Below are 21,276 nucleotides of genomic sequence, written 5' to 3' on the forward strand. Positions count from 1 at the left end.
GGCGCCTACGCCGACCGGGCGAAGGCCACGGCTTTTTCGAATTGCTCCAGATTGGGCCGCACACCGGTGTACAGCACGAACTGCTCCAGGGCCTGGATCGCAATGACTTCCAACCCGGTGATGACCCGTTTGCCTTCGGCCCGGGCGCGTACGATCAGCGGCGTTTCCGACGGGATCGCCACCACATCGAACACGGTCTCGGCCGCGGCGATGGTCTCGGGCTCAAACGCCAACTGATCGGCTTCCGGGCCGCCGGTCATGCCGATCGGCGTGACGTTGATCAGCATCTGCGGCCGCCGGGCGCCCAGTTCCGCTTGCCATTCATACCCCAGGGACTCGGCCAGGGCTCGCCCGGTGGCCTCATTGCGGGCAACGATCAGCCCGTTCCTGTAGCCCCCATCGCGCAAGGCACTGGCCACAGCCTTGGCCATACCGCCGCTGCCGCGCAGGGCAAAGGTCGAATCCTGGGGCACGGCATGGCTTTGCAGCAATTGGGCGATGGCGATGTAGTCCGTGTTGTAGGCCTTCAGATGGCCGTTGGTATTGACGATCGTATTGATCGACTGGATCGCGGCGGCCGAAGGATCCAGCTCGTCCACCAGGGCGATGCAGGCTTCCTTGAAGGGCATCGACACGCCGCAGCCGCGAATGCCCAGCGCGCGGATACCACCCACCGCCCCAGGCAGGTCCTGGCTGCTGAACGCCTTGTAGTAGAAGTTCAGCCCCAATTGTTCATACAAATGATTATGAAAGCGCAGGCCGAAGTTTCCGGGACGCCCCGAGAGCGACATGCACAGTTGGGTGTCTTTGTTGGGATTGATCTGCATGCGTGTCTCCTTGCATTCACTTTCGGACAGACGGAAACACCGTCGCCAAAGGTCTATTCGATGATGATACCGCCAGGCCCGGCCCGATCTCAGGCCGCTGGATGACGCGGCGCGGTCAAGAAAAGCGCTACAGACCTTACACAATATTTACCCAACGGCGTCGCAAATCCTGAGAAAATCGCTGTCATAGCAAGTATCCCCGCGACCCTCATCGGGTCTGTTGCAGACCACAGGCGCCGGGGCCGAAACGAGGAACAGCCATGAATCGTAGACTTCCCATCATCGCCCTGCTCATGGGGGCACTCGCGGTCACCGGCCAGGCATCCGCCCACGGTCGTGGTGGTTGGGAGGGGCCCGCCGTTTTTGGTGCCATCGTCGGTTCGGCCATCGTTGGCTCAGCCATCATCAACCGTGATCGGCCGGTGTATGTGCAGCAACCGGTCTACGTCCAGCCGCAGCCGGTCTACTACCAGGCCCCACCACCGGTCTACTATCAGCCGCAACCGGTGTATGTGGAACAGCCTATCTACTATCGCCCGGCACCGGTGTATTACGGGCCACCACGGGGCTACTACTACGGCCCGCCCCGGGGTCATTACGGCCGCTGGTAAACGCCTCCCGGGCGGCACAAGAAAGCCTGTGATCATCGATCACAGGCTTTTTCATGTCTGCTGATAAACCGGTATTTGTCAGACGTGCTCGCTGCTTTTCAGTCGGATCGGCCCATGCTCCGCCGGCTCGTGAACAGGCTCCACCACAGGAATCTCGTTGCCATCACAATCATGCAGCTTGCCGTCACTGAAATAGTCGCCTTCGCGCAGTGCCGCCAGGTCCTGGTAGCGCAACACACGCTCGGTACCGGCAGCGAAGACTGACTGCTGGTCGGAATTGCCCGCAGTGAAGTGGTTGAATGCCAGGTTCAGCACGATCGCCATGATTGCCGAAGAACTGATGCCCGAATGAAAGATGGTCGCGAACCAACTCGGGAAATGGTCGTAGAAATTCGGCGCAGCAATAGGAATCATGCCGAAGCCGATGGAGGTGGCGACGATGATCAGGTTGACGTTGTTGCGGTAATCGACTTTCGACAGCGTGCGGATGCCGCTGGCAGCCACCGTGCCGAACAGCACGATGCCGGCACCGCCCAGCACCGAGGTCGGCACTGCGGCGATCACCCGGCCCATGAACGGCAACAGGCCGAGCACCACCAGGAACACCCCACCGGTCGCCACCACGAAACGGCTCTTGATTCCAGTCACGGCCACCAGCCCGACGTTCTGGGCAAAGGCACTCTGGGTGAAGGAACCGAAGATCGGCGCGATCATGCTCGACAGCATGTCCGCCCGCAGGCCGTTACCCAGGCGCCTGGAGTCGACTTTGGTGTCGATGATCTCGCCCACCGCCAGGATGTCGGCAGAGGTTTCCACCAGGGTCACCATGATCACAATGCACATCGACAGGATCGCGGCGATATGGAACGTCGGCATGCCGAAATGGAACGGTGTCGGGAAGCCGAACATCGGGCCTTGGCTGACCGATGAAAAGTCCGCCATGCCGAGGAACACCGCGATGACCGTCCCCATGACCATCGCCAACAGAATCGACAAACGGGAGATGGTTGCGCTGCCCATTTTGCTCAACAGCAGCACCAGCACCAGGGTCACGGCGGCCAGGCCAATGTTCGCCATGCTGCCAAAATCGGCGGCGTGGCTGTCGCCACCCATCGCCCAACGCGCCGCCACCGGCATCAGGGTCAGGCCGATGGTGGTGATCACAATGCCCGTGACCAGTGGCGGAAAGAACCGGGTGATGCGTGAAAACACCGGGGTGATCAGCAGACCGATCAGCGACGCTGCGATCACCGCGCCGAGGATGGCTTGAAAGCCCCCTTCCCCGCCGCTGCCGACAATCGCCACCATGGTCGCGACGCCCGAAAACGATACGCCCTGCACCAAAGGCAACTGGCAGCCGAAAAACGGCAGGCCGAGGGTTTGCAGCAACGTGGCCAGGCCCCCTGCGAACAATGACGCGGCAATCAACAGGCCGATGTCCGCCGGCGAAAGCCCAGCCGCCTGGCCGATGATCAACGGTACGGCGACAATGCCACCGTACATGGTCAACACATGTTGCAGGCCGTAAGCCATATTCGCGCCGACGCCGAGGTTTTCGTCCTCGGGCCGTGGGAGTGAAACATGGGGCGTTTTCATGGTTCGGGGATTCCCTGTTTTTTGTTATGGGCACACTGTATTCAAAATTCAGGACAAATGTCCATAGAGTTGTATACAACTTATTGTGTGCACATTCGGAACAGGCCTGCGGCCAACCGCCTTTTATCCTTGAAGCAACCCCACAAGCGCGGGCCGCAACAGCTCCCGTGGCGGCACGCGCAGGCTGAACGCCTGTTCCAGCAGGTCGATCAACTCATCGGCATCGACGATCACGCGCCGCTCGCTCTCCTGCCCTATGCGATGCACGGCGTAGCTGTTGCCGTTCAGGGTCTTGCGCAATCCGTCACCGGTGCGGGCCACCATCAACCGGCCCATGAACGGCGACTCCGGATGGTTGCAGACATACCAGTTGCCGACGGTGTAATCGATGTCTTCCTGGCGTTGCAGGTCGAACAGGTACATCGGCCGCCATTCGCCGGCGACGTTCGCGCGCAACAGATAGCCGTCCGCAGGGGTCTCGATGCGGTACGGCTCATGGGGCGTGACTTGGGTATCACGGCTGTCCAGCAGCAGCGGCGCGGTGGGCACCATGCCGCCAAAACCGACGTCAGTGATATAGCGCACACCGTCGATCGTCACCAGGCTCAGCCGATGGGTCCGGGCAGGCCAGGCGTCCTCCGGCGCATTCATCACCACACGCCCAGTGATGCCACGGGCATCGAAACCCAATGTCTGCAACAGCGCCAGGAATAACTGGTTGAGTTCATAGCAATAGCCGCCACGCCCATCTTCGAAAACCTTGCGTTCGACCGATTCAAGGTCAATGGGCACGGGCTGACGCAGCAATGTCGACAGGGTTTCAAAGGGGAATTCAGCGGTATGCCGCCATTGCAGTTGGCGCAAGGTGTCGAGCGTCGGCGCCGGTGGTGCGTCGAAACCCAGGCGCCGCAGATAACGGCTCGTATCGCTCAGTTGGGGATGACTCATGACGGTTGTCCTTTTCCGGGGGCGGCCAGCGCTCACAACAAGCGCACGGCTAATGGGCGCAGGTATAAGGCATTCCCTTCACAGAGACAACAATCGGCCCCGTCAGCGCCGTTTACGCGAAGCCAGCCGGATCCAGGTGGGCGCATGGTCGCTGGGGTGGGGCTGGTTCCGGACCCAGGCGTCCACCCCGCCTTCGCTCAGGTAGGCGCTGGCGACCGGATTGAGCAGCAGATGATCGATGCGCAGTCCGGAGTTCTTTTGCCAGTGCTGGCGAAAATAATCCCAGAAGGTGTAGAGGCGCTCGTCCGGATACAGATGGCGCAGCGAATCGGTCCAGCCCTGGTCCAGCAACCGCTGGTAACACTCGCGGCTTTCGGGCTGCAACAGCGCATCCTTGAGCCAGGAGCGCGGGTTGTAGATGTCCAGGTCGGTGGGCACCACATTGTAGTCACCGGCGAGCACCACGGGATGGTCGCTGGCCTGCAGCCCTTGGGCGTATTCGATCAGCCGTTCGAACCAGGCCAGCTTGTAGTCGAACTTGGGGCCCGGTTGCGGATTGCCGTTGGGCAGGTAGAGGCACCCCACCAGCACGCCGTGCACCGCCGCCTCCAGATAGCGACTGTGGCTGTCGTCATCTCCACCGGGCAGGCCTCGGCGGCTCTCCAACGGCTGCGCGTCACGGGCCAGGATCGCGACACCGTTCCAGGACGCCTGCCCGTGCCAGATTGCCCCGTACCCCACCGACTCCAGCTCCGCCGCCGGGAAATCCTTGTCCACGGCCTTGAGCTCCTGCAAACAGACAATGTCGGGTTTTTCCCGCTCCAGCCATTCCAGCAGGTTGGGCAGCCGTGCCCGGATGCCATTGATATTGAAGGTCGCGATCCGCAGGTTTTTCATAGAGCCAGCACTCGAAACGTCACGTTACTGGCTGTGACCGTCAACCCGGTGCGGTGGTTGCAACGGGTCTTCGTCAGCCCATGGCCGATGTTCCAATCGCTCTCAACGATCCGAGCGCGCCAGCGTATCCAGCCCGCCTTCTGTCGATAACACCGCCACTCGGTTGCGGCCACTGTGCTTGGCCTGGTAAAGCGCCGCATCGGCGCGCTGGATGAAGACTTCGATGCTGTCCAGGCTGCTGGGCACAAAGGCATAGCAACCCAGGCTCACCGTGAGGAAGCCGGTCGGGGAGCCGGAATGGGTGATGTGCTTGTCGATGACGCTGCGGCGGATCTGCTCGGCCAACGCCATGGCCCCCGAAAGGTTCGTGTCGGGCAGCAGTACCGCAAACTCTTCGCCGCCATACCGTACCGCCAGATCGGCCTTGCGATGGCAGCAACTCTTGAGCACCTTGGCCACTTCCGCCAGGCAGTGATCCCCGGCCACGTGCCCATAGGCGTCGTTGTAGCGTTTGAAAAAATCGATGTCGAGCATGATCAGGCTCAAGGGACTGCGCTGACGAGCGCCCCGACCGAACTCGATGTCCAGGGCCCGTTCGAACAGACGCCGGTTCGCCAGCCCGGTGAGGCTGTCATGGGTGGCAATCAGTTCCAACGCCTCCTGCGCCTTGCGCAAGTCAGCTTCGATCTTTTCGCTGTTGCGTACCTGGCGCACGAAGACCCAGCCGAACAAGCAAATGCCCAGGACCACCAGGCCCACGATGAGGCTGGATTGGAACGCCCGGTCATGCCAGCCCGCCAGGATCGATTCTTCGGACATCGCGGCGGTGACCACCAACGGATAAGCCTGTAAATGTTGATGCCCATACAGCCTGACGACACCGTCGACATCTGAACGGATGATCGCATCACCAGACATCCCTCCCGAGAGGTCATGGTTGTAGATATGTTCCTCGGCCAACGGGCGGCCGATCCGCGCCTCATCGAAGGGGCGCCGGGCCAACAGCGTCCCGTCGGACAAGGCCAGGGCCATCTCGCCTTGCTCATCCAGGCTGAAGCTTTTGAAGAACCGGTCGAAGTAGGACATTTTGATGCCGGCCAGCAACACCCCCTGGAAGTTGCCGTCTCGGTCATTCAAGCGCCGGGAAACCGGGATGATCCACTCACCGTTTTGCCGACTGCGGATCGCCGGGCCGATATGGGGGACCAGGGAGGCGTTCTGCTGGTGGAAAACGAAATACTCTCGATCCGCCACCCCTGCCCCCCTGTGCAGGTCCTCGAAGGAGGTAATGACCCAATGGCCGCGCTTGTCGAACAGGAACAGGCCATGCAACTGCTCAAGCGATTGCACGCGGCGGGCAAAGGTTTGCTGCAAGCGTGGCTGAACCGCAGGGCCAAAACCGTCGACCTGGATCCAATCCGCCAGACTGGCCAGGACCAGATCGGCCTGGAGGAAGGTGTCCTGGGCCTGCTGGGCCATGGCCCGGGTAAGGGTGGCCGAGGCGATGCGGGCCGACGCCACGTCGTGGCTGCGGGATTGCTCCAACTGCAGGTAAAGCAAACCGCACAGGCACAGGCATACCGCCGCGATAAACGTAACCGCAGCCTTGAGCAGCGGCAGGCGTTTCAGGGCACCGGCTGGGGAATGAAAAGGATCGTAGATGGGGATTGGCAAGCGAATTCCTGAAGAGGGCAAAGCATGCGCGAATTCGCGCATAACCCCTAATATTCGTGAGCTTAGCCTACCGCTTGTAAGGCGGCAATTTGCCTGTGCAGCGAAGCCGATGGGTGGCTGGAGTGGATCCAAAACCCCGCACCTGGGCTTGCAAAAATGCCTGATTCAGAACGAAGAAATTCCCGTGGCGAGAGCATGCACACCCGCACTTGCGACAGCGTTGAAGGACTGTTTTTTACAAGCAAACCTTCCTGGGGCTATCTAAATTGCGTAACGCCCCATAACGTATGGTCGCCTTTGACTTCCAAGTGCCCCATCGACCATGAGCCAACCGACCCGAATCGATGATGAACAGGCCCTGACCCGACCCGGCGCCGTCAGTCTGCGCGAGGCGTTCTGGTTCTGGCTCAAACTGGGCTTCATCAGTTTCGGCGGCCCAGCGGGGCAGATCTCGATCATGCACCAGGAACTGGTGGAACGGCGGCGCTGGATTTCCGAGCGGCGCTTCCTGCACGCCCTCAATTACTGCATGTTGCTGCCGGGGCCTGAGGCCCAACAATTGGCGACGTACCTGGGCTGGTTGATGCACCGAAGCTGGGGTGGAGTGATCGCCGGCGCGTTGTTCGTGCTGCCTTCGCTGTTCATTCTCATCGCGTTGTCGTGGCTGTACATCGCCTTTGGCGAAGTGCCGGTGGTGGCCGGTATTTTCTATGGCATCAAACCGGCCGTGACGGCCATCGTGGTGCATGCCGCCCACCGGATCGGCTCCCGCGCGCTCAAGAACAATTGGCTGTGGGCGATTGCGGCGGCATCGTTCACCGCGATCTTCGCCCTTGATCTCCCCTTCCCGCTGATCGTGCTGGGTGCGGCTGCCATCGGTTATTTCGGCGGTCGCTGGGCACCGGAAAAATTCAGCCTGGGCGGTCACGATACCCGACACAAATCCTTCGGCCCTGCCTTGATCGACGACGACACGCCAACCCCGGAGCATGCCCGGTTCAGCGCCGCCAGGTTGACCCGCCTCGTGGTCGTCGGTGCCCTGTTGTGGATCGTGCCCATGGGCCTGCTGACCGCCGTGTTCGGCTGGGGCGGCACGTTGACGCAAATGGCCTGGTTCTTTACCAAGGCCGCGCTGCTGACCTTCGGCGGCGCCTATGCGGTCTTGCCCTACGTGTACCAAGGCGCCGTCGGGCACTTCGGCTGGCTGACACCGACACAAATGATCGACGGCCTGGCCTTGGGCGAAACCACGCCCGGGCCGCTGATCATGGTCGTGGCCTTCGTCGGTTTCGTCGGAGGTTATGTGATGCAGGTGTTCGGCCCCGAACAGGCCTTCCTCGCCGGGGCCGTCGCGGCCACGCTGGTGACCTGGTTCACGTTCCTGCCCTCGTTCCTGTTCATCCTGGCCGGCGGCCCTCTGGTGGAATCGACCCATAACGCGTTGAAATTCACCGCACCGCTGACGGCGATTACCGCGGCGGTGGTCGGGGTAATCCTCAACCTGGCCTGCTTCTTCGGTTACCACGTGCTCTGGCCCAACGGTTTTGCAGGTGCCCTGGACTGGCCGTCAGCGATCATCGCGATCGCGGCGGCGGTGGCGCTGTTTCGCTACAAGCGCGGGGTGATCCAGGTGTTGCTGGCGTGCGGGTTGGCCGGGTTGGCGGTGCATTTGCTGCGCTAGACGAGGCGCTTGCTCAGGTACGTCGCCGAGGCCGGACACAAGGTCTTGAACTGGGCCGTCGCGCTGATCGACGCGGGCGCCAGCGAGCGATCCTCCTGCTGATAGCCCTGGCCGGTAAAAAACGCCGCGGCACTGTCGGTCAACAAGTGGAGCCGCTCCACCCCCTCGCGTCTCGCAAACGCTTCGACAGCGGCGAGCACCGCCACACCAGCACCCCGGCCCCGCTGCCCCTCAAGGACAACCAACGAGCGCAGCAACCGCTCGGCCCCCTCCCCCTCGATGCCAGCAAACCCCACGTCGACACCCTGGTGGTTGGAGCTGAAGAACTGGCGACCGGAATATGTCAGGTCGTCCACGGGTAGCCCGGCTTGGGTGAGTGCATCGCGCAAGGGTCCCAGATCGTTATTGCTTAGAGCTGTCATGTGCATGGTGGGTGCTCGTCTACGTCTTGCCTTGATCATCGGGCACCCCGAATTTGGTTACAACTCACGGAGTGCATCGGAGGTCGGGCTTCAATAGGATTGCTCGAAAGTAAGCCACTGGCGTACATTAGCAATGATTTTTATTGAAACTCCAATTTTTACCCGTCGGGTCAAAGAACTGATGGATGACGATGATTTCGCTGTCCTACAGAAAATACGGGTCTGCAATCCTTCCGCTGGTGAAGTTATGGAAGCCACCGGGGGGATCCGAAAGATTCGTATCGCAGCCAAAGGCCATGGCAAACGGGGGGGAGCCAGGGTGATCTACTACCACTTCGTCCATGCTTCGCGGATCGCGTTACTGATGATATATCCGAAAAATGAACAGCAAGACTTGACTGTCGATCAACGAAAAGCGTTGAAATTGATTGTCGAGCACTGGAGATAACCATGAGCAAATTTTTCGATGAGCTGATGGAAAGCGTGCAGCAGATGGATGAAATCGTCCGAGGCGAACGCCAGCCATCACGGGAATTCATCGTCGATGCACTGCAAGTGAAGGCGATACGCAAGGCTACCGGCCTGACCCAAGCCAAATTTGCAGCACTGATCGATGTCCAACTGGGCACGCTTCGCAACTGGGAGCAGGGACGGCGCGAGCCTACCGGCCCCGCTAAAGCGCTGCTGCGGGCGATTCACAATGATCCGAAACACGTGATCAGCGCCTTAGCCGTTTAAGCATTGTCGAAATGAACAGAACGCTCAGGCAGTGCTTCCATGTGGCGAAGGCGCTTGCTCCCAGCCCGCCATGACCTGGCGCAAATGAACACCCCACCCCATCAGCTAAGCTCAAAACCTATCATCACGACAAGGAATCGACATGAGCAAGGCAGACGAGCTAGCGGCCAAACTGAGGAAAACCCAGCAGACCCGCACCGATACCGACAACTGCGCCGACCTGGCGATCGAGCACTGGCCGGCCCAGGTCTACGAGCTGTATCGCCAGATCGAAACCTGGCTGGCTCCCGTGTGCGAGGCGGGCCTGGACATTCGGCGCAACCCCACCCACGTCTTTGAAAGTCACTCCAGCGGTTCGACGTACAACTACGCCATCGACCAACTGATGATCGAAGGCAATCATCGCCGCATTTCATTCGACCCGATTGCGCGCTTCTCGGCCAAGGGAGAGGGCTGCATTGAAGTCCATATGAAAGGGCAGGAACACTGCATCGTGCGCACACTCGGTGAGCATGGCGAATCGCTTTGGCATATCCAGGCCCTGCGCTCGACAGGGCAACAGCCCGCTGAACCTACCATTCTGGACGAGGACGCCTTGCTCTCGCTGGTAGAAGAAGGCCTTGGCCTATAACGTAAACGGGCGATCCTTGATCGCCCATTTTCATTGGAGGGCACGCTAGATCTGTGGCGCTGATTCGAGTGCTGGATCGTTTCCGGGCACCGGCAGCGTCAGTTCTTGGGCCGGTCTTCCTACCAGTAAATTCAAGGCATTGTCGATTTCGTCAGCCGCGCCTTGCGCGTATCGAGTATCCGCCCAGCTCCAGTACGGATCGGATATCAGCCCACCCACGGCCTGTGCGCACAATTCATCGCGGCTGATGCCCATCTTCCCGGCCGCGGCGATCACGGCCATAAGGGCTTGCTCTAATTGGGAAATTCGCTCGGTCGTCACAATGAACCAACGTGATGGATGACAAACCCAGAGCATAACAAGCCATCAATGTGCCACCAAACTCAAGCGCCCAACGGTCGCTCTTCCTGGCGTGGATGATCCGCCTCAACCCGCCGCGCCATAGGACGCCGCCCCCCCAGTCGATGACGACTCCCGGACCGCTGACCGAGCAGCCAGCACCGTCAGCACAGCGGCCATGGCCAACACGGCCGCACTGGTTTCGAAGGTCGCGCGATAGCCACTCAGATCAAACAGCAGGCCACCCACTGTCGCGCCCGCTGCGATGGCGAGCTGGACGATCGCCACCATCAGGCCGCCACCGGCTTCGGCATCTTCCGGTAGCGTTCGCGAGAGCCAGGTCCACCAGCCTACGGGCGCTGCCGTAGCCACCAGGCCCCAAAGGCCGAGCAGGAGGGTCGTGATCGTGACCGAGCCGCCGCCCCCCACCAGGGCAATGGCAATCACGGCCATCAACAGGGGGATGACGATAAGCGTCCGATAGAGGTTGTTTTTCAAGCAGGTCCCGATCAGGAAGGTGCCCAGCAGCCCCGCCACACCGATCACCAACAACATGAAGGACAACCTTGAAACGCTCACTTGCGTCACTGTTTCAAGGAACGGGCGCAGGTAGGTGAACAACATGAACTGGCCCATGAAAAACGTGCTGACCGCCAGCATGCCCAGCGCGACCGGTGCCCGGGTCATCAACTTGAAGACGTTGGTACTGCCCTGCTTCGCCTTCGAAGGCATGGAGGGCAGGCGCAACAGCAGCCAGACCAGGGCGATGGCGGCGACCGGCACGATGCAGAAAAACGCGCCACGCCAACCGATGATCGCCCCCAGGAAGCTGCCCAGCGGCGCAGCGACCACGGTCGCCAAGGCATTGCCGCCATTGACCACGGCCAGTGCCCGCGGAACCTGAGCGTCCGGCACGAGCCGCATGGCCGTGGCCGCCGACAGCGACCAGAAGCCGCCAATCGCCACGCCGATCAACGCGCGACCGACCATGAATACCGGGTAATTCGGTGCGAACGCCACCACGGTGCCTGAAACGATCATCAGCAAGGTCAGCCCCAGCAGAAGCCATTTGCGGTCGACCCGGGCGGCAATCGAGGCGATGAACAGGCTGGTGATCAGGGCAAACGCGCCAGAGACGGCAATGCCTTGACCGGCCTGCCCTTCACTGACATGAAGATCGGCCGCTACCGGCGTCAGCAAGCTGACGGGCATGAACTCCGAGGCAACCAGCACGAATGCGGCGAGCGCCATGGCAAATACCGCACCCCAGGCGGGCGGGTCTTGTGGCAATGAGTTATCGGTCATGGAATGACAATCCTGTGTTGCTTGATGGAGCTGTGGGAGCGAGCTCGCTCGCGATGACGGCGGCACATCCGACACCACCGCCTTAGGCAGACCGCTATCGCGAGCAAGCTCGCTCCCACAGTTTTGAATGGGGTGTTCACATATTTCGTGCCCGCCACACCTCCCCCTGTGGGGGCGAGCTTGCTCGCGATTCTTTGGTGGATTGAGTGAGGGAGTATTTTCAGCGCTCGATCCGGCCGGTCGGTAACGCATTACGCTGAGATGCTTGCCTGATCCTATGAGTTCTTCCATCGCGCATAGGCAGCGCTTCGTTTAGCGCGTTAATGTTCTGCCTATAGCGCTTGAGCCGAGATGACACCCGGAGCCGACATGGTCGTCCAACGCAGATCCGTACAAGAGACATTGACCGCCATCATTGGCGCCTGGACACCACACCCGGGCGACGTCGAAACGCCCATTCCCGGCCTGGTCTTCTTCCGGCGTGAAGCCCCGGCGCCACCGGTGATTTGCATGATCGAACCGAGCATCGTGCTGGTGGCCCAAGGCGAGAAGCAGGTGTGGATCGGTGGCGAAGCCTATGGCTACGACACCGAGCGGTTCCTCATGACCTCCCTGGACATCCCGGCCAATTCCGAAGTGCTGCAGGCAAGCCCGGAGCAACCCTGCCTGGGCCTGGTCCTGAGGCTCGACTTGCGCATGGTGGCCGACCTGATCGCCCTGGGCAGCCTGTCGCCGCCGCGTGATCGAGCGGTCGGGATCGGCGCAGGAATCGGCACCGCGACGCCGGACCTTTTGGCGCCGTTCGCACGCCTGCTGGCGCTGCTCGACGAACCGGAAGCGATTCCCATACTGGCACCGTTGATCCAGCGCGAGATCCACTACCGGCTGCTGCTCAGCGACCAGGCCGCCCGACTGCGGCAGATCGCCTCGGTCGACAGCCAGGGCTACCGGATCGCCAAGGCCATCGACTGGCTGAAATTGAACTACACCGAGCCCGTGCGCGTGGACGACCTCGCGGCGCGGGTGCAAATGAGCGCGCCGACGTTTCACCACCACTTCCGCCAGCTCACGGCGATGAGCCCACTGCAATACCAGAAGTGGCTGCGGTTGAACGAAGCCAAACGCTTGATGCTCAACGAACATGTGGACGTCGCGAGTGCGGCCTTCAAGGTGGGTTACGAAAGCCCTTCACAATTCAGCCGCGAATATGCCCGCTTGTTTGGTGTGCCGCCCAAGCGGGACATTGCGGCGTTGCGTGGGCCGGCCAAGGCTGGCTGATTCATCATCGAGCATGGCCCTGTGGGAGCAAAGCTTGCTCGCGATGCCGTTACCTTGGCTTTCAGAAGACCGCATCAGCTTCATCGCGGGCAAGCCTTGCTCCCACAGAGCCATGCCTTTGCGCCAACGTCACACACCTCAACGCCAGGATCATCGTCGGATCAACCAGCGCCACCCTGTGCCCATTGATATCGAACGCTTCGCAATGTTCCAGCACCAGCGGCAACTCCGTACACCCCAGGATCAACACCCCCGCCCCCAACTCGCACAGGTGCTCAGCCGCCAGCAACAATTGCTCCCTGCAGAGCCCCTGTGTGAAGCCAGCCTTGATACCCCGCGGTCCGTAGATGGCGTCCATGACCATCGCCTGGTAATCGACACCTGGCGTAAGAAGCTGGAACCCGGCATGACGCGCCGCCTGGTGATAAACCTGGCTCTGCACCGTACCGGACGTCGCCAGCAGGCCAATCGCCTTGCCCGAACCATAAGTGCCCGCGATCCACGCCACCGTCTCGCTCAGCATGTTCACGATGGGCACCCTCAGGTGCGCCTGGATCCGGTCGACGAAGGCATGGGCGGTGTTGCAGGGAATTGCGATGGCGTTGGCGCCGGCGCTTTCGAGACGTTTGCACGTGGCGTACATCGCCATCGTCGGATCGGTCTCATCCCGCAACAGATTCGCCGTCCGGTCCGGTATCTGCGGGTTTTGCTCGACCACCATCTTGATGTGGTCCTGGTCCTTTCCCGCTGGCGTATTGGCCACCACCTTGGCCATGAAATCCACCGTGGCGGCAGGCCCGACGCCCCCCACGATGCCCAGCTTGAAGGGTGGGCGCCTGGGCTGCTGGTCCAGCGTCGCGAAGTCGGCGTAGATCTCATTGATGTCCAGCACAGTGACCCCGCGACGCTGCAAGTCGGCACAGACCAGGGAAAGCTCGGTCATGCCGGGCAGGATCACCGTCGCCCCCTGGGCCTGCAATGAGAGACACGCCCGATAGACCGCCTCAAGCGGCACACCTTCGAGATGACCGTCCTTGATGCCATTGAGGCCGTACATCGCCTCCATCAAACCCGCTTGAGCGTCTGCGTCGGGGTAAACGATCTGAAAGTCTTTGCCAAAATGTCGCTCGAACAATCCGCAATGACGCACAAAGTCGGAGGCGATCACCCCCAACGTCGCCTGGGACGGCACCGTGTGGCTGACGTGCTGGGTCAAGGCGGCCATCATGTCCAGCACGGGAATGCCCAGCGCCTCCTCGATTTCAGCGCGAAACGTATGGCTGGCGAAACATGGAAGCATCACCGCATCGAAGCCACTGTCCTCGAACGACTTGCACACCTGGAACACATAGAACTTGCGCGACGTCATGTTCGCGCCCTGGTCCAGCGGCAGCAGCACATCCTTGAAGGGGTGCTGCTCGAACAGGAAATGGTAGCGCCCCTGATCCTCGAGCACCGCCCGGGACTTGACCAACTTGTAGAACAGGTCGCCACCGGCCAGTGACCCGAGCCCACCAACAATCCCCAACTTGCGCACCACAGCCTTGTGGCTCGACTTCGCTTTAGCCTTCATGAGTCTCTCCTCAAGCCACCGGCACCGGCTCGGATCGCGACCGAGCCGGAGCATGTTCACCCTCTTCCTCGTCGGCTTCTTCGTGGGATTCGGACTTGGCGACAACCGCCGTCGCAATGCTGTTACCCACCACATTCGTGGCCGTACGGGCCATGTCGAGGAACTGGTCGATGCCGATGATCAACAGCAGCCCCGCCTCGGGAAGATTGAACATCGGCAACGTGGCCGCGACCACGACCACCGAAGCCCGGGCGACACCGGCCATGCCCTTGCTGGTGATCATCAGCGTCAGAAGAATCAGCAACTGCTGGGTGAAACTCAGATCAATGTTGTAGGCCTGGGCGATGAACAGGATGGCGAACGCCTGGTACATCATCGAGCCGTCAAGGTTGAACGAATAGCCCAGCGGCAACACGAAGCTGGACACACGTTTTGGCGCGCCAAACTTCTCCAGCGCCTCGATGGTTTTCGGGTAGGCGGACTCACTGCTGGCGGTGGAAAAGGCCAGGAGAATCGGCTCACGGATGAGCTTGCCGAGGTGGAAAACAGAGCGACCGAGGAACAGGTAGCCGGCACCGAACAGCAACGCCCAGAGGATCAGGATCCCCAAGTAGAACTCGGCGATCAGCTTGCCGTAATCCACCAGCAAGCCAAGCCCCTGGGTGGTGATTGCCGAGGCGATGGCGGCAAACACCCCAATCGGCGCGAAGGCCATCACGTAGTCGGTGATCTTGAACATCACCTTCGCTAACTCTTCGATGGAATCGGTGATCCGGGTGTAGCCCGCCCGCTTCACCCCCGCCAACGCAAAGCCGAAAAACAGCGAAAACACCACGATCTGCAGGATCTCGTTGTTGGCCATCGCTTCGGCAATGCTGCGGGGAAACACGTGGCCGATGAACGCCTTGAGACTGAAGTCGCCGGTATTGACCGGCACGGCCGCCGTTGCGTGCTGGGCCACGTCCATGTTCAGCCCGGCACCGGGTTGAAACAGGTTGACCAGCCCCATTCCGATCAGCAGCGAGACGACCGAGGCGGTGACAAACCAGGCCATCGCCCGGGCCCCGATCCTGCCGACAGAGCGAGAATTGCCCATGCTGGCGATACCGCCCACCAACGTCGCGAACACCAGGGGCGCGATGATCATCTTGATCATGCGCAGGAAAATATCAGTGACCATCGAGAAGTAACTGGCGATCTCTTTGGCACTTTGCTCGCTCCCTGCGAAATGGTGACACGCCCAACCGACCAGCACGCCCAGGGCTATGCCCATTGCAATTCGACGTGGGAGCTTATTCTTCTTCACGGTGCTGTCCTCAAGTAGTTCTTGGAGTTTTTTACTTGGCAGGATCGATTCTAAGGAGCAGATCCGGGAGGATGATGAGTAATCCGGCTAACCCCATGCGCTTTTGGAATAGTTAGCGAAAGGCCGCGCTATGCTGGGGAATTGCCCAGTAAAATCGCGCTCTCACAGGGGGAGTTTCTCGATATGCAACTCAAATGGCTGGATGATCTTCTGGCGATTGGCGAATGGAAAAATTTCTCACGCGCGGCCGAGGTTCGATGCGTGACGCAATCGGCCTTGTCCAGGCGTATTCGTTCACTTGAGGAATGGGTGGGCGTCAAGCTGGTGGACCGGGGCACCTACCCTGTCCAACTCACCCCCGCGGGAGTCACCTTCTGCGATGAAAGCCGAGAGGCCCTCGCCGGACTACTGCGGTTGCGCTCGACGCTGCGGGACGTGGAACGAATGCCGGGACGCTCCATCCAGATCACCGCCGGCCACAGCCTGTCGATGACCTTCCTACCCAAGTGGCTGTCGCAGTTCCAGCAACACAACGAGCAGTTCAACGCCCGGGTGGTGGCTGCCAACATCCATGACGCCGTCATTGCATTGGAGGAAGGCAGTTGCGACTTGATGATGGTCTACCATCACCCGCTTGCGCCCATCCTGCTGGACGCCGAGCGTTTTGGCAGCCTGGTGCTCGGCCACGACGCGTTCATCCCCTTATGCGCGCCCAACCGCAAGGGCGAACCGCTGTTCCGCCTGCCCGGACGCGCCGGCAAACCGGTGCCCTACCTGGCCTATACGGCAACGACATTCCTCGGGCGCGTCGCCGACATCGTCATCAACAACGGCCCTGAACCCATCGCGCTGGAGCGCTGTTACGAAGCGGACATGGCGATGCTGCTGATGCGCATGGCCATCGAGGGCTACGGCGTGGCCTGGTTGCCGCAGAGTGCGGTGGCCGACGAGCTGGAGCGTGGGCTGTTGGTGCGGGCCGGCGGTGAGCAATGGAGCACGCGATTGGAGATTCGCTCGTATTGTGCGATTGCCAATCGCAATCCGACGATGCGCAAGTTGTGGAAGACATTGGAGGGTGCTTCGTTGCATCGGCTGGGCAGCGCACCGAGTGCGAACTGATCAACACCACCCAAGCGTTGCTCGCAAAGGGTAGGTACACGCCGATTAACTGTGGGAGCGAGCTTGCTCGCGATGACGGCATCACATCAAACATCGCCATCAACTGAACCACCGCTATCGCGAGCAAGCTCGCTCCCACAGAGGATTGAGGGTGTACGCCACATTTGTATGCCCACCAAACCCTGTGGGAGCGAGCTTGCTCGCGAAGACGGCAGCACATCAGACATCACCATCAACTGAACCACCACTATCGCGAGCAAGCTCGCTGCCACAGTGGATTGAGGGTGTACGCAACATTTGTGTACCCACCAAACCCTGTGGGAGCGGGCTTGCTCGCGAAGGCGTCAGCACAACCAACATCCTGCAAACTGACACACCGCTTTCGCGAGCAAGCCCGCTCCCACACAGGGATTTGTGGTGAACGCACTATCTGTGAACAACTCGGAAAAAACTGTGGGAGCGAGCTTGCTCGCGATGACGGCATCACATCAAACATCGCCATCAACTGAACCACCGCTATCGCGAGCAAGCTCGCTCCCACAGGTTCCAGGCTGCACAGGATGATGAGCAAGGCAATGCAGGCGACCTTGTGAGGTCGCCCACTTCCCTTACGACGCCAGAACCTGCGCCTGCAATCGCCGCCCAATCACATCCAGCAAATCACACCCATCGCGCAGGGGAATCGCCAACACTTGGGCAAAATCATGGAGTACCACCGCGTCCGTACTGATGTCGGACCGCATGGCGAGGTTTTCCAGTAACTGGGTGACAGCGGCGATGCGGTAAGCGGCGGTGTCGTGCAACACGTCCAACGGCGCTTCCGTGTCGATCAGCAGCGCGTGGAAATTGTTTTCGATACCGGTAATAGGCATGTAACGGGACATAACGGGTTACTCCTGCGGGAATGGGCGGTCAGTGGCGGATTGGGATGCCGCTGGCGAAGGGAGTGAATCCGGGAGCGAGATTCGGATACGTGGCAGGAGATGTTCTTGGGTGACGCTAGACGAAAGCCACCTTGGATTGGCTGTGGCTGTCGGAGGGTTGGGGGTGAGTTTTTTCATTGGCTTGTACCTAGGTTATGTAAAGGAACTGCCTTCACCACTTCCACCTGGTGGGTGGCAGCTGTACGCGGGTGTGGAAGACCGAGAACCTAGGACCCGGCGCACCCGAAGGCGCCCCGCGTACAGCCGCCGTAATTTAACAGCAGACCTAGGAAAAGCGTCTGCTTTTTAATTTAGCGGTGCAACGCGCTAGGTTTTCGTGAGGGCTTCCACACCCTCTCGCTGAATTTGCAGCGACGGAGAGAACTTAGCCCACGGGGTGATTAGGTGGATAGTCAGCGGGGAGCGACGCAGCTTGAGGGAAATTTCCGATGAGGGTGTCCGGAGCTGGACTCAGCAGTTCAGGCGGTGGGATGCAAAGAATGATTTCGATACGAATGAGCGCTCAGCGCCATAAGCAAGGGCTGAGGTTTCATCGTATGGTTGAGCACACCCGTCCTGGCTGCAAGTCAAACGAAAGGGCTGACACAGGGTCTTTTTATACATATAGAATATGCATAATGACAACATTCAGAACTCAGTATGATCCAGCAAAAAACGTCGCTAACAAGAAGAAACACAAGGTGAGCCTGGCCGATGCCGAAGCTGTGTTTTATGACGAAATGGCTCTTGAGCGTGAGGATAATGATCATGATGAAAGCGGTGGATTATCATGGGGCAAGACGCCTGCGGTCGTGTACTCGTCGTTGCATACACCTACCGTGAGCCAGATTTCGTTCGTCTTATCAGCGCACGACTAGCCTCCAAAAAAGAACTACGTCAGTACCAGGTTGAACCCATGAAAGAAGAATACGATTTCAGCACAGCCAAGCGTGGGGCGGTTGCAAGCAGCAAAGGCAAAACCCGCATAACCATCATGCTTGATGAGGACGTGATCGAGGCCGCTCGCGAACGCGCCGAAAGTGCTGGTACTGGATATCAGACACTCATCAACAATCTACTGCGTCAGGCTTTGATATCTGAAACTGCCCACAATCTGTCACCGGCAGCCCAAAAGCGAACCCGAACAGTTAAACCCTATGCAAACGGTATTACCCGGTCCGACGTGAAGGATCTGGAAAAGCGCCTAGCCGCCATGACTGAGGAGCTGCACAAGATGGTGGACGCATCCAGGCCCGGTAAAGCCAAAGCATCGGTATGAACCGAGAAGATCGATTTACTCAGGAGCAAGGCACTGTCTTAACCCGGTGCCTTCACCCACACCCACAATAATCCGCTTGCCCATTTTCTCCCCCACCTCCAACGCCTGCCCATCCCGCTGCTTTCCCCGCCGCGCCAACCCCACCAGGCGCGGAATCAACTCTCCTTCCGGCAAGTGCTGCCAGAATCGCCCCGGCATGTGCTGACGCAACGCCTGGGGATTGAGCCGCGCCGGGTTAAAGATGTGACTGTAATAGGTCCGCCACAGCTCGGCGCCGGGATCTTCAGCGTGACGTGCCCAATGCTGCCACTGCTCGGGGCAACGTCGCTGGTAATCCAACGACTGCCCATCGAAACGGATACCGTCGCGAGGCGTTGCGATCAGCCAGCGTTGTTGCCCCAACCGCTCGGCAAAATGGCCGCTGGCACTTTCGAGGATGTCATGGGCCGGTTGATGAAAGGCGACCAGATCCAGTTGCAGTTGCTCGGCCAATGCTTGCGGCAAGGGAACGAAGCGCACGAAGGCATGCAGGTGATGAGCCTCGCGTTGGACCTGCTTGATCCGCCGCTGCAGCTCACTGCCCAGGCGGTCGCCCGCGAGCATGGCCGTGCGGTCGCCGTGGGCAACCCGCCAAAGCACCTCATACAGCAGATTCCAACGTTGCTCGCCCCGGTAGCGACCAGCCTGTTCGAGTTGGGTCAGCAAGGCGGCGGGAACCCGCGTACGGAACGGGCCCGGCCCTTGGGGCAGCGGTGCCGGCACGGCCAACAAGTCGGCCATTGGGCCCTGGGCCCATGTGACATCGCTCGGATCGATGCCGTGGCCGAGCAGCGTTCGAGCCTGGTCCCGCCACGTAGCGAAATCATCCTCGCAATCCAGGGCAATCACGACCAAAGCCCCATCTGCACCGGCCGCTGGGGATCACGCAATCGCGCCCGCAGCAGACCACTGCGCACCTGGGCGTCGGCAGGCCGGTAATCGCTGGTGACAATGAACGGTCGCGCCTTCTCCAGCACGCACCGCAACTGCACCAAGTCGTCATAACGCACCCGCCGCTCCCGGCGCAACGCAACCAGGCGTTGCACACTACGCAGGCCAATCCCCGGAATACGCGCCAACAAGGCGGGTTCGGCGCGATTGATATCCAGCGGGAACACCTCGCGATTGGCCAGCGCCCACGCCAGCTTGGGGTCGATGTCCAAGTCCAGGTTGTGGGTTTCGCTCAAAAGCTCGCCTGCCTTGTAGCCATAACCGCGCATGAGAAAATCGGCCTGATACAGCCGGTGCTCGCGCAGCAACGGCGGCGCTGCCAGGGGCACACTGGCGGGGCTGTCGGGAATCGGGCTGAACGCTGAATAGTAAACCCGTCGCAAACCGTACCCCTGGTAGAGCGACTCGGCGTTGCTCAGGATGGCGTAATCATCGGTGGCATCGGCCCCCACAATCACCTGCGTGCTCTGCCCGGCCGGAGCGAAGCGAGGCGCCCGCGGCTCACCGGCCGCCGCCTGTTGCCCCTGGTGGATGGTGCCCATGGCTTGGCGGATGGTCGTCAACTGCTTTTCCGGTGCGAGACGCTTGAGGCTGATATCGGAGGACAACTCGATATTCACGCTCAAGCGATCAGCCAACCGCCCCGCTTCCTCGATCAATAGCGGATCGGCATCGGGAATGGTCTTGAGGTGGATATAGCCACGAAACTGGTGCTCCTCCCGCAACAACCGCGCCACTCGTATCAACTGCTCCATGGTGTAATCGGCCGAGCGAATGATGCCGGAACTCAGAAACAGCCCACTGATGCAGTTGCGGCGATAAAAATCCAGGGTCAACCGCACCACCTCCTCCGGCGTAAAACGCGCCCTCGGCACATTGCTGGAACGACGGTTGACGCAATACTGGCAGTCGTACAGGCAAAAATTGGTCAGCAACACCTTCAGCAACGAAACGCAGCGCCCATCCGGCGTATAGCTATGGCAAATACCCATGCCATCGGTGGCCCCCAGCCCCTCACGACCACGGGAGCTACGCTTGGGGGCACCGCTGCTGGCGCAGGAGGCGTCGTACTTGGCAGCATCGGCGAGAATGCCGAGCTTGGCGATAAGCTGCATGAAGTGAACTCAGATACTGGATAT

The 21,276-nt window shown here is 60.5% G+C and carries 21 protein-coding genes and 1 pseudogene; 9 read left to right on the plus strand and 13 right to left on the minus strand.

The genetic code is table 11. The features are described from left to right. Positions 1 to 5 precede the first annotated feature (5 nt). Positions 6 to 827, minus strand: coding sequence for a shikimate 5-dehydrogenase (locus AO356_RS01830; protein ID WP_060738335.1), 822 nt, complete (start codon positions 825 to 827; stop codon positions 6 to 8). Between the two features lie 260 nt (positions 828 to 1,087). Between AO356_RS01830 and AO356_RS01835 the strand changes: the two genes are divergently transcribed. Then, entirely contained in the window at positions 1,088 to 1,438 is a 351-nt protein-coding gene (locus AO356_RS01835) for a hypothetical protein (RefSeq protein ID WP_060738336.1), read from the plus strand. A 78-nt stretch (positions 1,439 to 1,516) separates the two neighbouring features. On the opposite strand, the gene AO356_RS01840 is transcribed toward AO356_RS01835, so the two are convergent. The 4 genes from AO356_RS01840 to AO356_RS01855 form a co-directional block, all read right to left on the minus strand. Then, positions 1,517 to 3,034: a nucleobase:cation symporter-2 family protein gene (locus AO356_RS01840; RefSeq protein WP_060738337.1), complete on the minus strand. Its 1,518-nt coding sequence runs from the start codon at positions 3,032 to 3,034 to the stop codon at positions 1,517 to 1,519. Positions 3,035 to 3,157: 123 nt separating this feature from the next. Then, positions 3,158 to 3,982 carry an arylamine N-acetyltransferase family protein gene (locus tag AO356_RS01845; protein WP_060738338.1) on the minus strand — a complete coding sequence of 275 codons (825 nt, stop codon included), beginning with the start codon at positions 3,980 to 3,982 and terminating at the stop codon, positions 3,158 to 3,160. Between the two features lie 102 nt (positions 3,983 to 4,084). Next, entirely contained in the window at positions 4,085 to 4,879 is a 795-nt protein-coding gene (gene xth / locus AO356_RS01850; protein ID WP_060738339.1) for an exodeoxyribonuclease III, read from the minus strand. 102 nt (positions 4,880 to 4,981) lie between these two features. Continuing rightward, a complete protein-coding gene (locus AO356_RS01855; protein WP_060738340.1) occupies positions 4,982 to 6,553 on the minus strand; it encodes a sensor domain-containing diguanylate cyclase in 1,572 nt (523 codons plus the stop codon). Between the two features lie 322 nt (positions 6,554 to 6,875). Between AO356_RS01855 and chrA the strand changes: the two genes are divergently transcribed. Continuing rightward, positions 6,876 to 8,234: a chromate efflux transporter gene (gene chrA, locus AO356_RS01860; RefSeq protein WP_060738341.1), complete on the plus strand. Its 1,359-nt coding sequence runs from the start codon at positions 6,876 to 6,878 to the stop codon at positions 8,232 to 8,234. Here chrA and arsN2 read toward each other — a convergent pair. Then, positions 8,231 to 8,662 (minus strand): arsenic resistance N-acetyltransferase ArsN2, encoded by a 432-nt coding sequence (gene arsN2, locus AO356_RS01865; protein ID WP_060738342.1) that lies wholly within the window; start codon positions 8,660 to 8,662, stop codon positions 8,231 to 8,233. The genes chrA and arsN2 overlap by 4 nt on opposite strands. Positions 8,663 to 8,789: 127 nt before the next feature. On the opposite strand from arsN2, the gene AO356_RS01870 reads away from it, so the two are divergent. The 3 genes from AO356_RS01870 to AO356_RS01880 all read left to right on the plus strand — a co-directional run bounded on the left by AO356_RS01870 (position 8,790) and on the right by AO356_RS01880 (position 10,025). Next, positions 8,790 to 9,104, plus strand: coding sequence for a type II toxin-antitoxin system RelE/ParE family toxin (locus AO356_RS01870; RefSeq protein WP_060738343.1), 315 nt, complete (start codon positions 8,790 to 8,792; stop codon positions 9,102 to 9,104). Between the two features lie 2 nt (positions 9,105 to 9,106). After that, entirely contained in the window at positions 9,107 to 9,394 is a 288-nt protein-coding gene (gene nadS / locus AO356_RS01875) for a NadS family protein (protein WP_060738344.1), read from the plus strand. 142 nt (positions 9,395 to 9,536) lie between these two features. Continuing rightward, on the plus strand, positions 9,537 to 10,025 hold the full coding sequence (locus AO356_RS01880) for a hypothetical protein (protein ID WP_060738345.1): 489 nt from the start codon (positions 9,537 to 9,539) through the stop codon (positions 10,023 to 10,025). 45 nt (positions 10,026 to 10,070) lie between these two features. Here the strand turns inward: AO356_RS01880 and AO356_RS01885 are convergent, their stop codons facing one another. Then, a complete protein-coding gene (locus AO356_RS01885) occupies positions 10,071 to 10,307 on the minus strand; it encodes a hypothetical protein (RefSeq protein WP_177344100.1) in 237 nt (78 codons plus the stop codon). A gap of 144 nt (positions 10,308 to 10,451) precedes the next feature. Beyond that, on the minus strand, positions 10,452 to 11,669 hold the full coding sequence (locus AO356_RS01890; RefSeq protein WP_060738346.1) for an MFS transporter: 1,218 nt from the start codon (positions 11,667 to 11,669) through the stop codon (positions 10,452 to 10,454). Positions 11,670 to 12,038: 369 nt separating this feature from the next. Between AO356_RS01890 and AO356_RS01895 the strand changes: the two genes are divergently transcribed. Next, positions 12,039 to 12,947 carry an AraC family transcriptional regulator gene (locus tag AO356_RS01895; protein ID WP_060738347.1) on the plus strand — a complete coding sequence of 303 codons (909 nt, stop codon included), beginning with the start codon at positions 12,039 to 12,041 and terminating at the stop codon, positions 12,945 to 12,947. A 61-nt stretch (positions 12,948 to 13,008) separates the two neighbouring features. Here the strand turns inward: AO356_RS01895 and AO356_RS01900 are convergent, their stop codons facing one another. Together AO356_RS01900 and AO356_RS01905 are read right to left on the minus strand one after the other, a co-directional pair. Beyond that, positions 13,009 to 14,520, minus strand: coding sequence for an amino acid racemase (locus AO356_RS01900; RefSeq protein ID WP_060743051.1), 1,512 nt, complete (start codon positions 14,518 to 14,520; stop codon positions 13,009 to 13,011). Between the two features lie 10 nt (positions 14,521 to 14,530). Next, positions 14,531 to 15,826 (minus strand): dicarboxylate/amino acid:cation symporter, encoded by a 1,296-nt coding sequence (locus tag AO356_RS01905; RefSeq protein ID WP_060738348.1) that lies wholly within the window; start codon positions 15,824 to 15,826, stop codon positions 14,531 to 14,533. A 183-nt stretch (positions 15,827 to 16,009) separates the two neighbouring features. Here AO356_RS01905 and AO356_RS01910 point away from each other — a divergent pair, with 183 nt between their 5' ends. Further along, the gene (locus AO356_RS01910) at positions 16,010 to 16,945 is read left to right on the plus strand and encodes a LysR substrate-binding domain-containing protein (RefSeq protein ID WP_060738349.1); all 936 of its coding nucleotides are present in this window, start codon (positions 16,010 to 16,012) and stop codon (positions 16,943 to 16,945) included. A gap of 608 nt (positions 16,946 to 17,553) precedes the next feature. On the opposite strand, the gene AO356_RS01915 is transcribed toward AO356_RS01910, so the two are convergent. Continuing rightward, positions 17,554 to 17,829, minus strand: a complete 276-nt coding sequence (locus AO356_RS01915) for a hypothetical protein (RefSeq protein WP_025212783.1) — start codon at positions 17,827 to 17,829, stop codon at positions 17,554 to 17,556. Between the two features lie 677 nt (positions 17,830 to 18,506). On the opposite strand from AO356_RS01915, the pseudogene AO356_RS01920 reads away from it, so the two are divergent. Together AO356_RS01920 and AO356_RS01925 are read left to right on the plus strand one after the other, a co-directional pair. Next, positions 18,507 to 18,772: pseudogene (locus tag AO356_RS01920) on the plus strand (BrnT family toxin); the annotation flags it as partial. Between the two features lie 12 nt (positions 18,773 to 18,784). Beyond that, on the plus strand, positions 18,785 to 19,147 hold the full coding sequence (locus AO356_RS01925; protein ID WP_060743052.1) for a DUF6364 family protein: 363 nt from the start codon (positions 18,785 to 18,787) through the stop codon (positions 19,145 to 19,147). A gap of 15 nt (positions 19,148 to 19,162) precedes the next feature. On the opposite strand, the gene AO356_RS01930 is transcribed toward AO356_RS01925, so the two are convergent. Together AO356_RS01930 and AO356_RS01935 are read right to left on the minus strand one after the other, a co-directional pair. Further along, positions 19,163 to 20,041 carry a TIGR03915 family putative DNA repair protein gene (locus AO356_RS01930; RefSeq protein ID WP_060738350.1) on the minus strand — a complete coding sequence of 293 codons (879 nt, stop codon included), beginning with the start codon at positions 20,039 to 20,041 and terminating at the stop codon, positions 19,163 to 19,165. After that, a complete protein-coding gene (locus tag AO356_RS01935) occupies positions 20,032 to 21,252 on the minus strand; it encodes a putative DNA modification/repair radical SAM protein (protein WP_060738351.1) in 1,221 nt (406 codons plus the stop codon). Before AO356_RS01935 ends, AO356_RS01930 begins: the two co-directional genes overlap by 10 nt. Between the last annotated feature and the right edge of the window lie 24 nt (positions 21,253 to 21,276).

Origin of the sequence: Pseudomonas fluorescens, assembly GCF_001307275.1 — a bacterium.
Taxonomy (GTDB): Bacteria; Pseudomonadota; Gammaproteobacteria; order Pseudomonadales; family Pseudomonadaceae; genus Aquipseudomonas; species Aquipseudomonas fluorescens_AA.

Bases quoted from the DNA above. Each gene is read 5' to 3' on its own strand.
- chrA (WP_060738341.1), top strand. From the start codon at position 6,876: ATGAGCCAACCGACCCGAATCGATGATGAACAGGCCCTGACCCGACCC.
- nadS (WP_060738344.1), top strand. From the start codon at position 9,107: ATGAGCAAATTTTTCGATGAGCTGATGGAAAGCGTGCAGCAGATGGAT.
- AO356_RS01895 (WP_060738347.1), top strand. From the start codon at position 12,039: ATGGTCGTCCAACGCAGATCCGTACAAGAGACATTGACCGCCATCATT.
- xth (WP_060738339.1), bottom strand. From the start codon at position 4,879: ATGAAAAACCTGCGGATCGCGACCTTCAATATCAATGGCATCCGGGCA.
- AO356_RS01915 (WP_025212783.1), bottom strand. From the start codon at position 17,829: ATGTCCCGTTACATGCCTATTACCGGTATCGAAAACAATTTCCACGCG.
- AO356_RS01830 (WP_060738335.1), bottom strand. From the start codon at position 827: ATGCAGATCAATCCCAACAAAGACACCCAACTGTGCATGTCGCTCTCG.
- AO356_RS01925 (WP_060743052.1), top strand. From the start codon at position 18,785: ATGAAAGAAGAATACGATTTCAGCACAGCCAAGCGTGGGGCGGTTGCA.
- AO356_RS01910 (WP_060738349.1), top strand. From the start codon at position 16,010: ATGCAACTCAAATGGCTGGATGATCTTCTGGCGATTGGCGAATGGAAA.
- AO356_RS01835 (WP_060738336.1), top strand. From the start codon at position 1,088: ATGAATCGTAGACTTCCCATCATCGCCCTGCTCATGGGGGCACTCGCG.
- AO356_RS01870 (WP_060738343.1), top strand. From the start codon at position 8,790: ATGATTTTTATTGAAACTCCAATTTTTACCCGTCGGGTCAAAGAACTG.
- AO356_RS01840 (WP_060738337.1), bottom strand. From the start codon at position 3,034: ATGAAAACGCCCCATGTTTCACTCCCACGGCCCGAGGACGAAAACCTC.
- AO356_RS01845 (WP_060738338.1), bottom strand. From the start codon at position 3,982: ATGAGTCATCCCCAACTGAGCGATACGAGCCGTTATCTGCGGCGCCTG.
- arsN2 (WP_060738342.1), bottom strand. From the start codon at position 8,662: ATGCACATGACAGCTCTAAGCAATAACGATCTGGGACCCTTGCGCGAT.
- AO356_RS01935 (WP_060738351.1), bottom strand. From the start codon at position 21,252: ATGCAGCTTATCGCCAAGCTCGGCATTCTCGCCGATGCTGCCAAGTAC.
- AO356_RS01890 (WP_060738346.1), bottom strand. From the start codon at position 11,669: ATGACCGATAACTCATTGCCACAAGACCCGCCCGCCTGGGGTGCGGTA.
- AO356_RS01885 (WP_177344100.1), bottom strand. From the start codon at position 10,307: ATGGCCGTGATCGCCGCGGCCGGGAAGATGGGCATCAGCCGCGATGAA.
- AO356_RS01880 (WP_060738345.1), top strand. From the start codon at position 9,537: ATGAGCAAGGCAGACGAGCTAGCGGCCAAACTGAGGAAAACCCAGCAG.
- AO356_RS01900 (WP_060743051.1), bottom strand. From the start codon at position 14,520: ATGAAGGCTAAAGCGAAGTCGAGCCACAAGGCTGTGGTGCGCAAGTTG.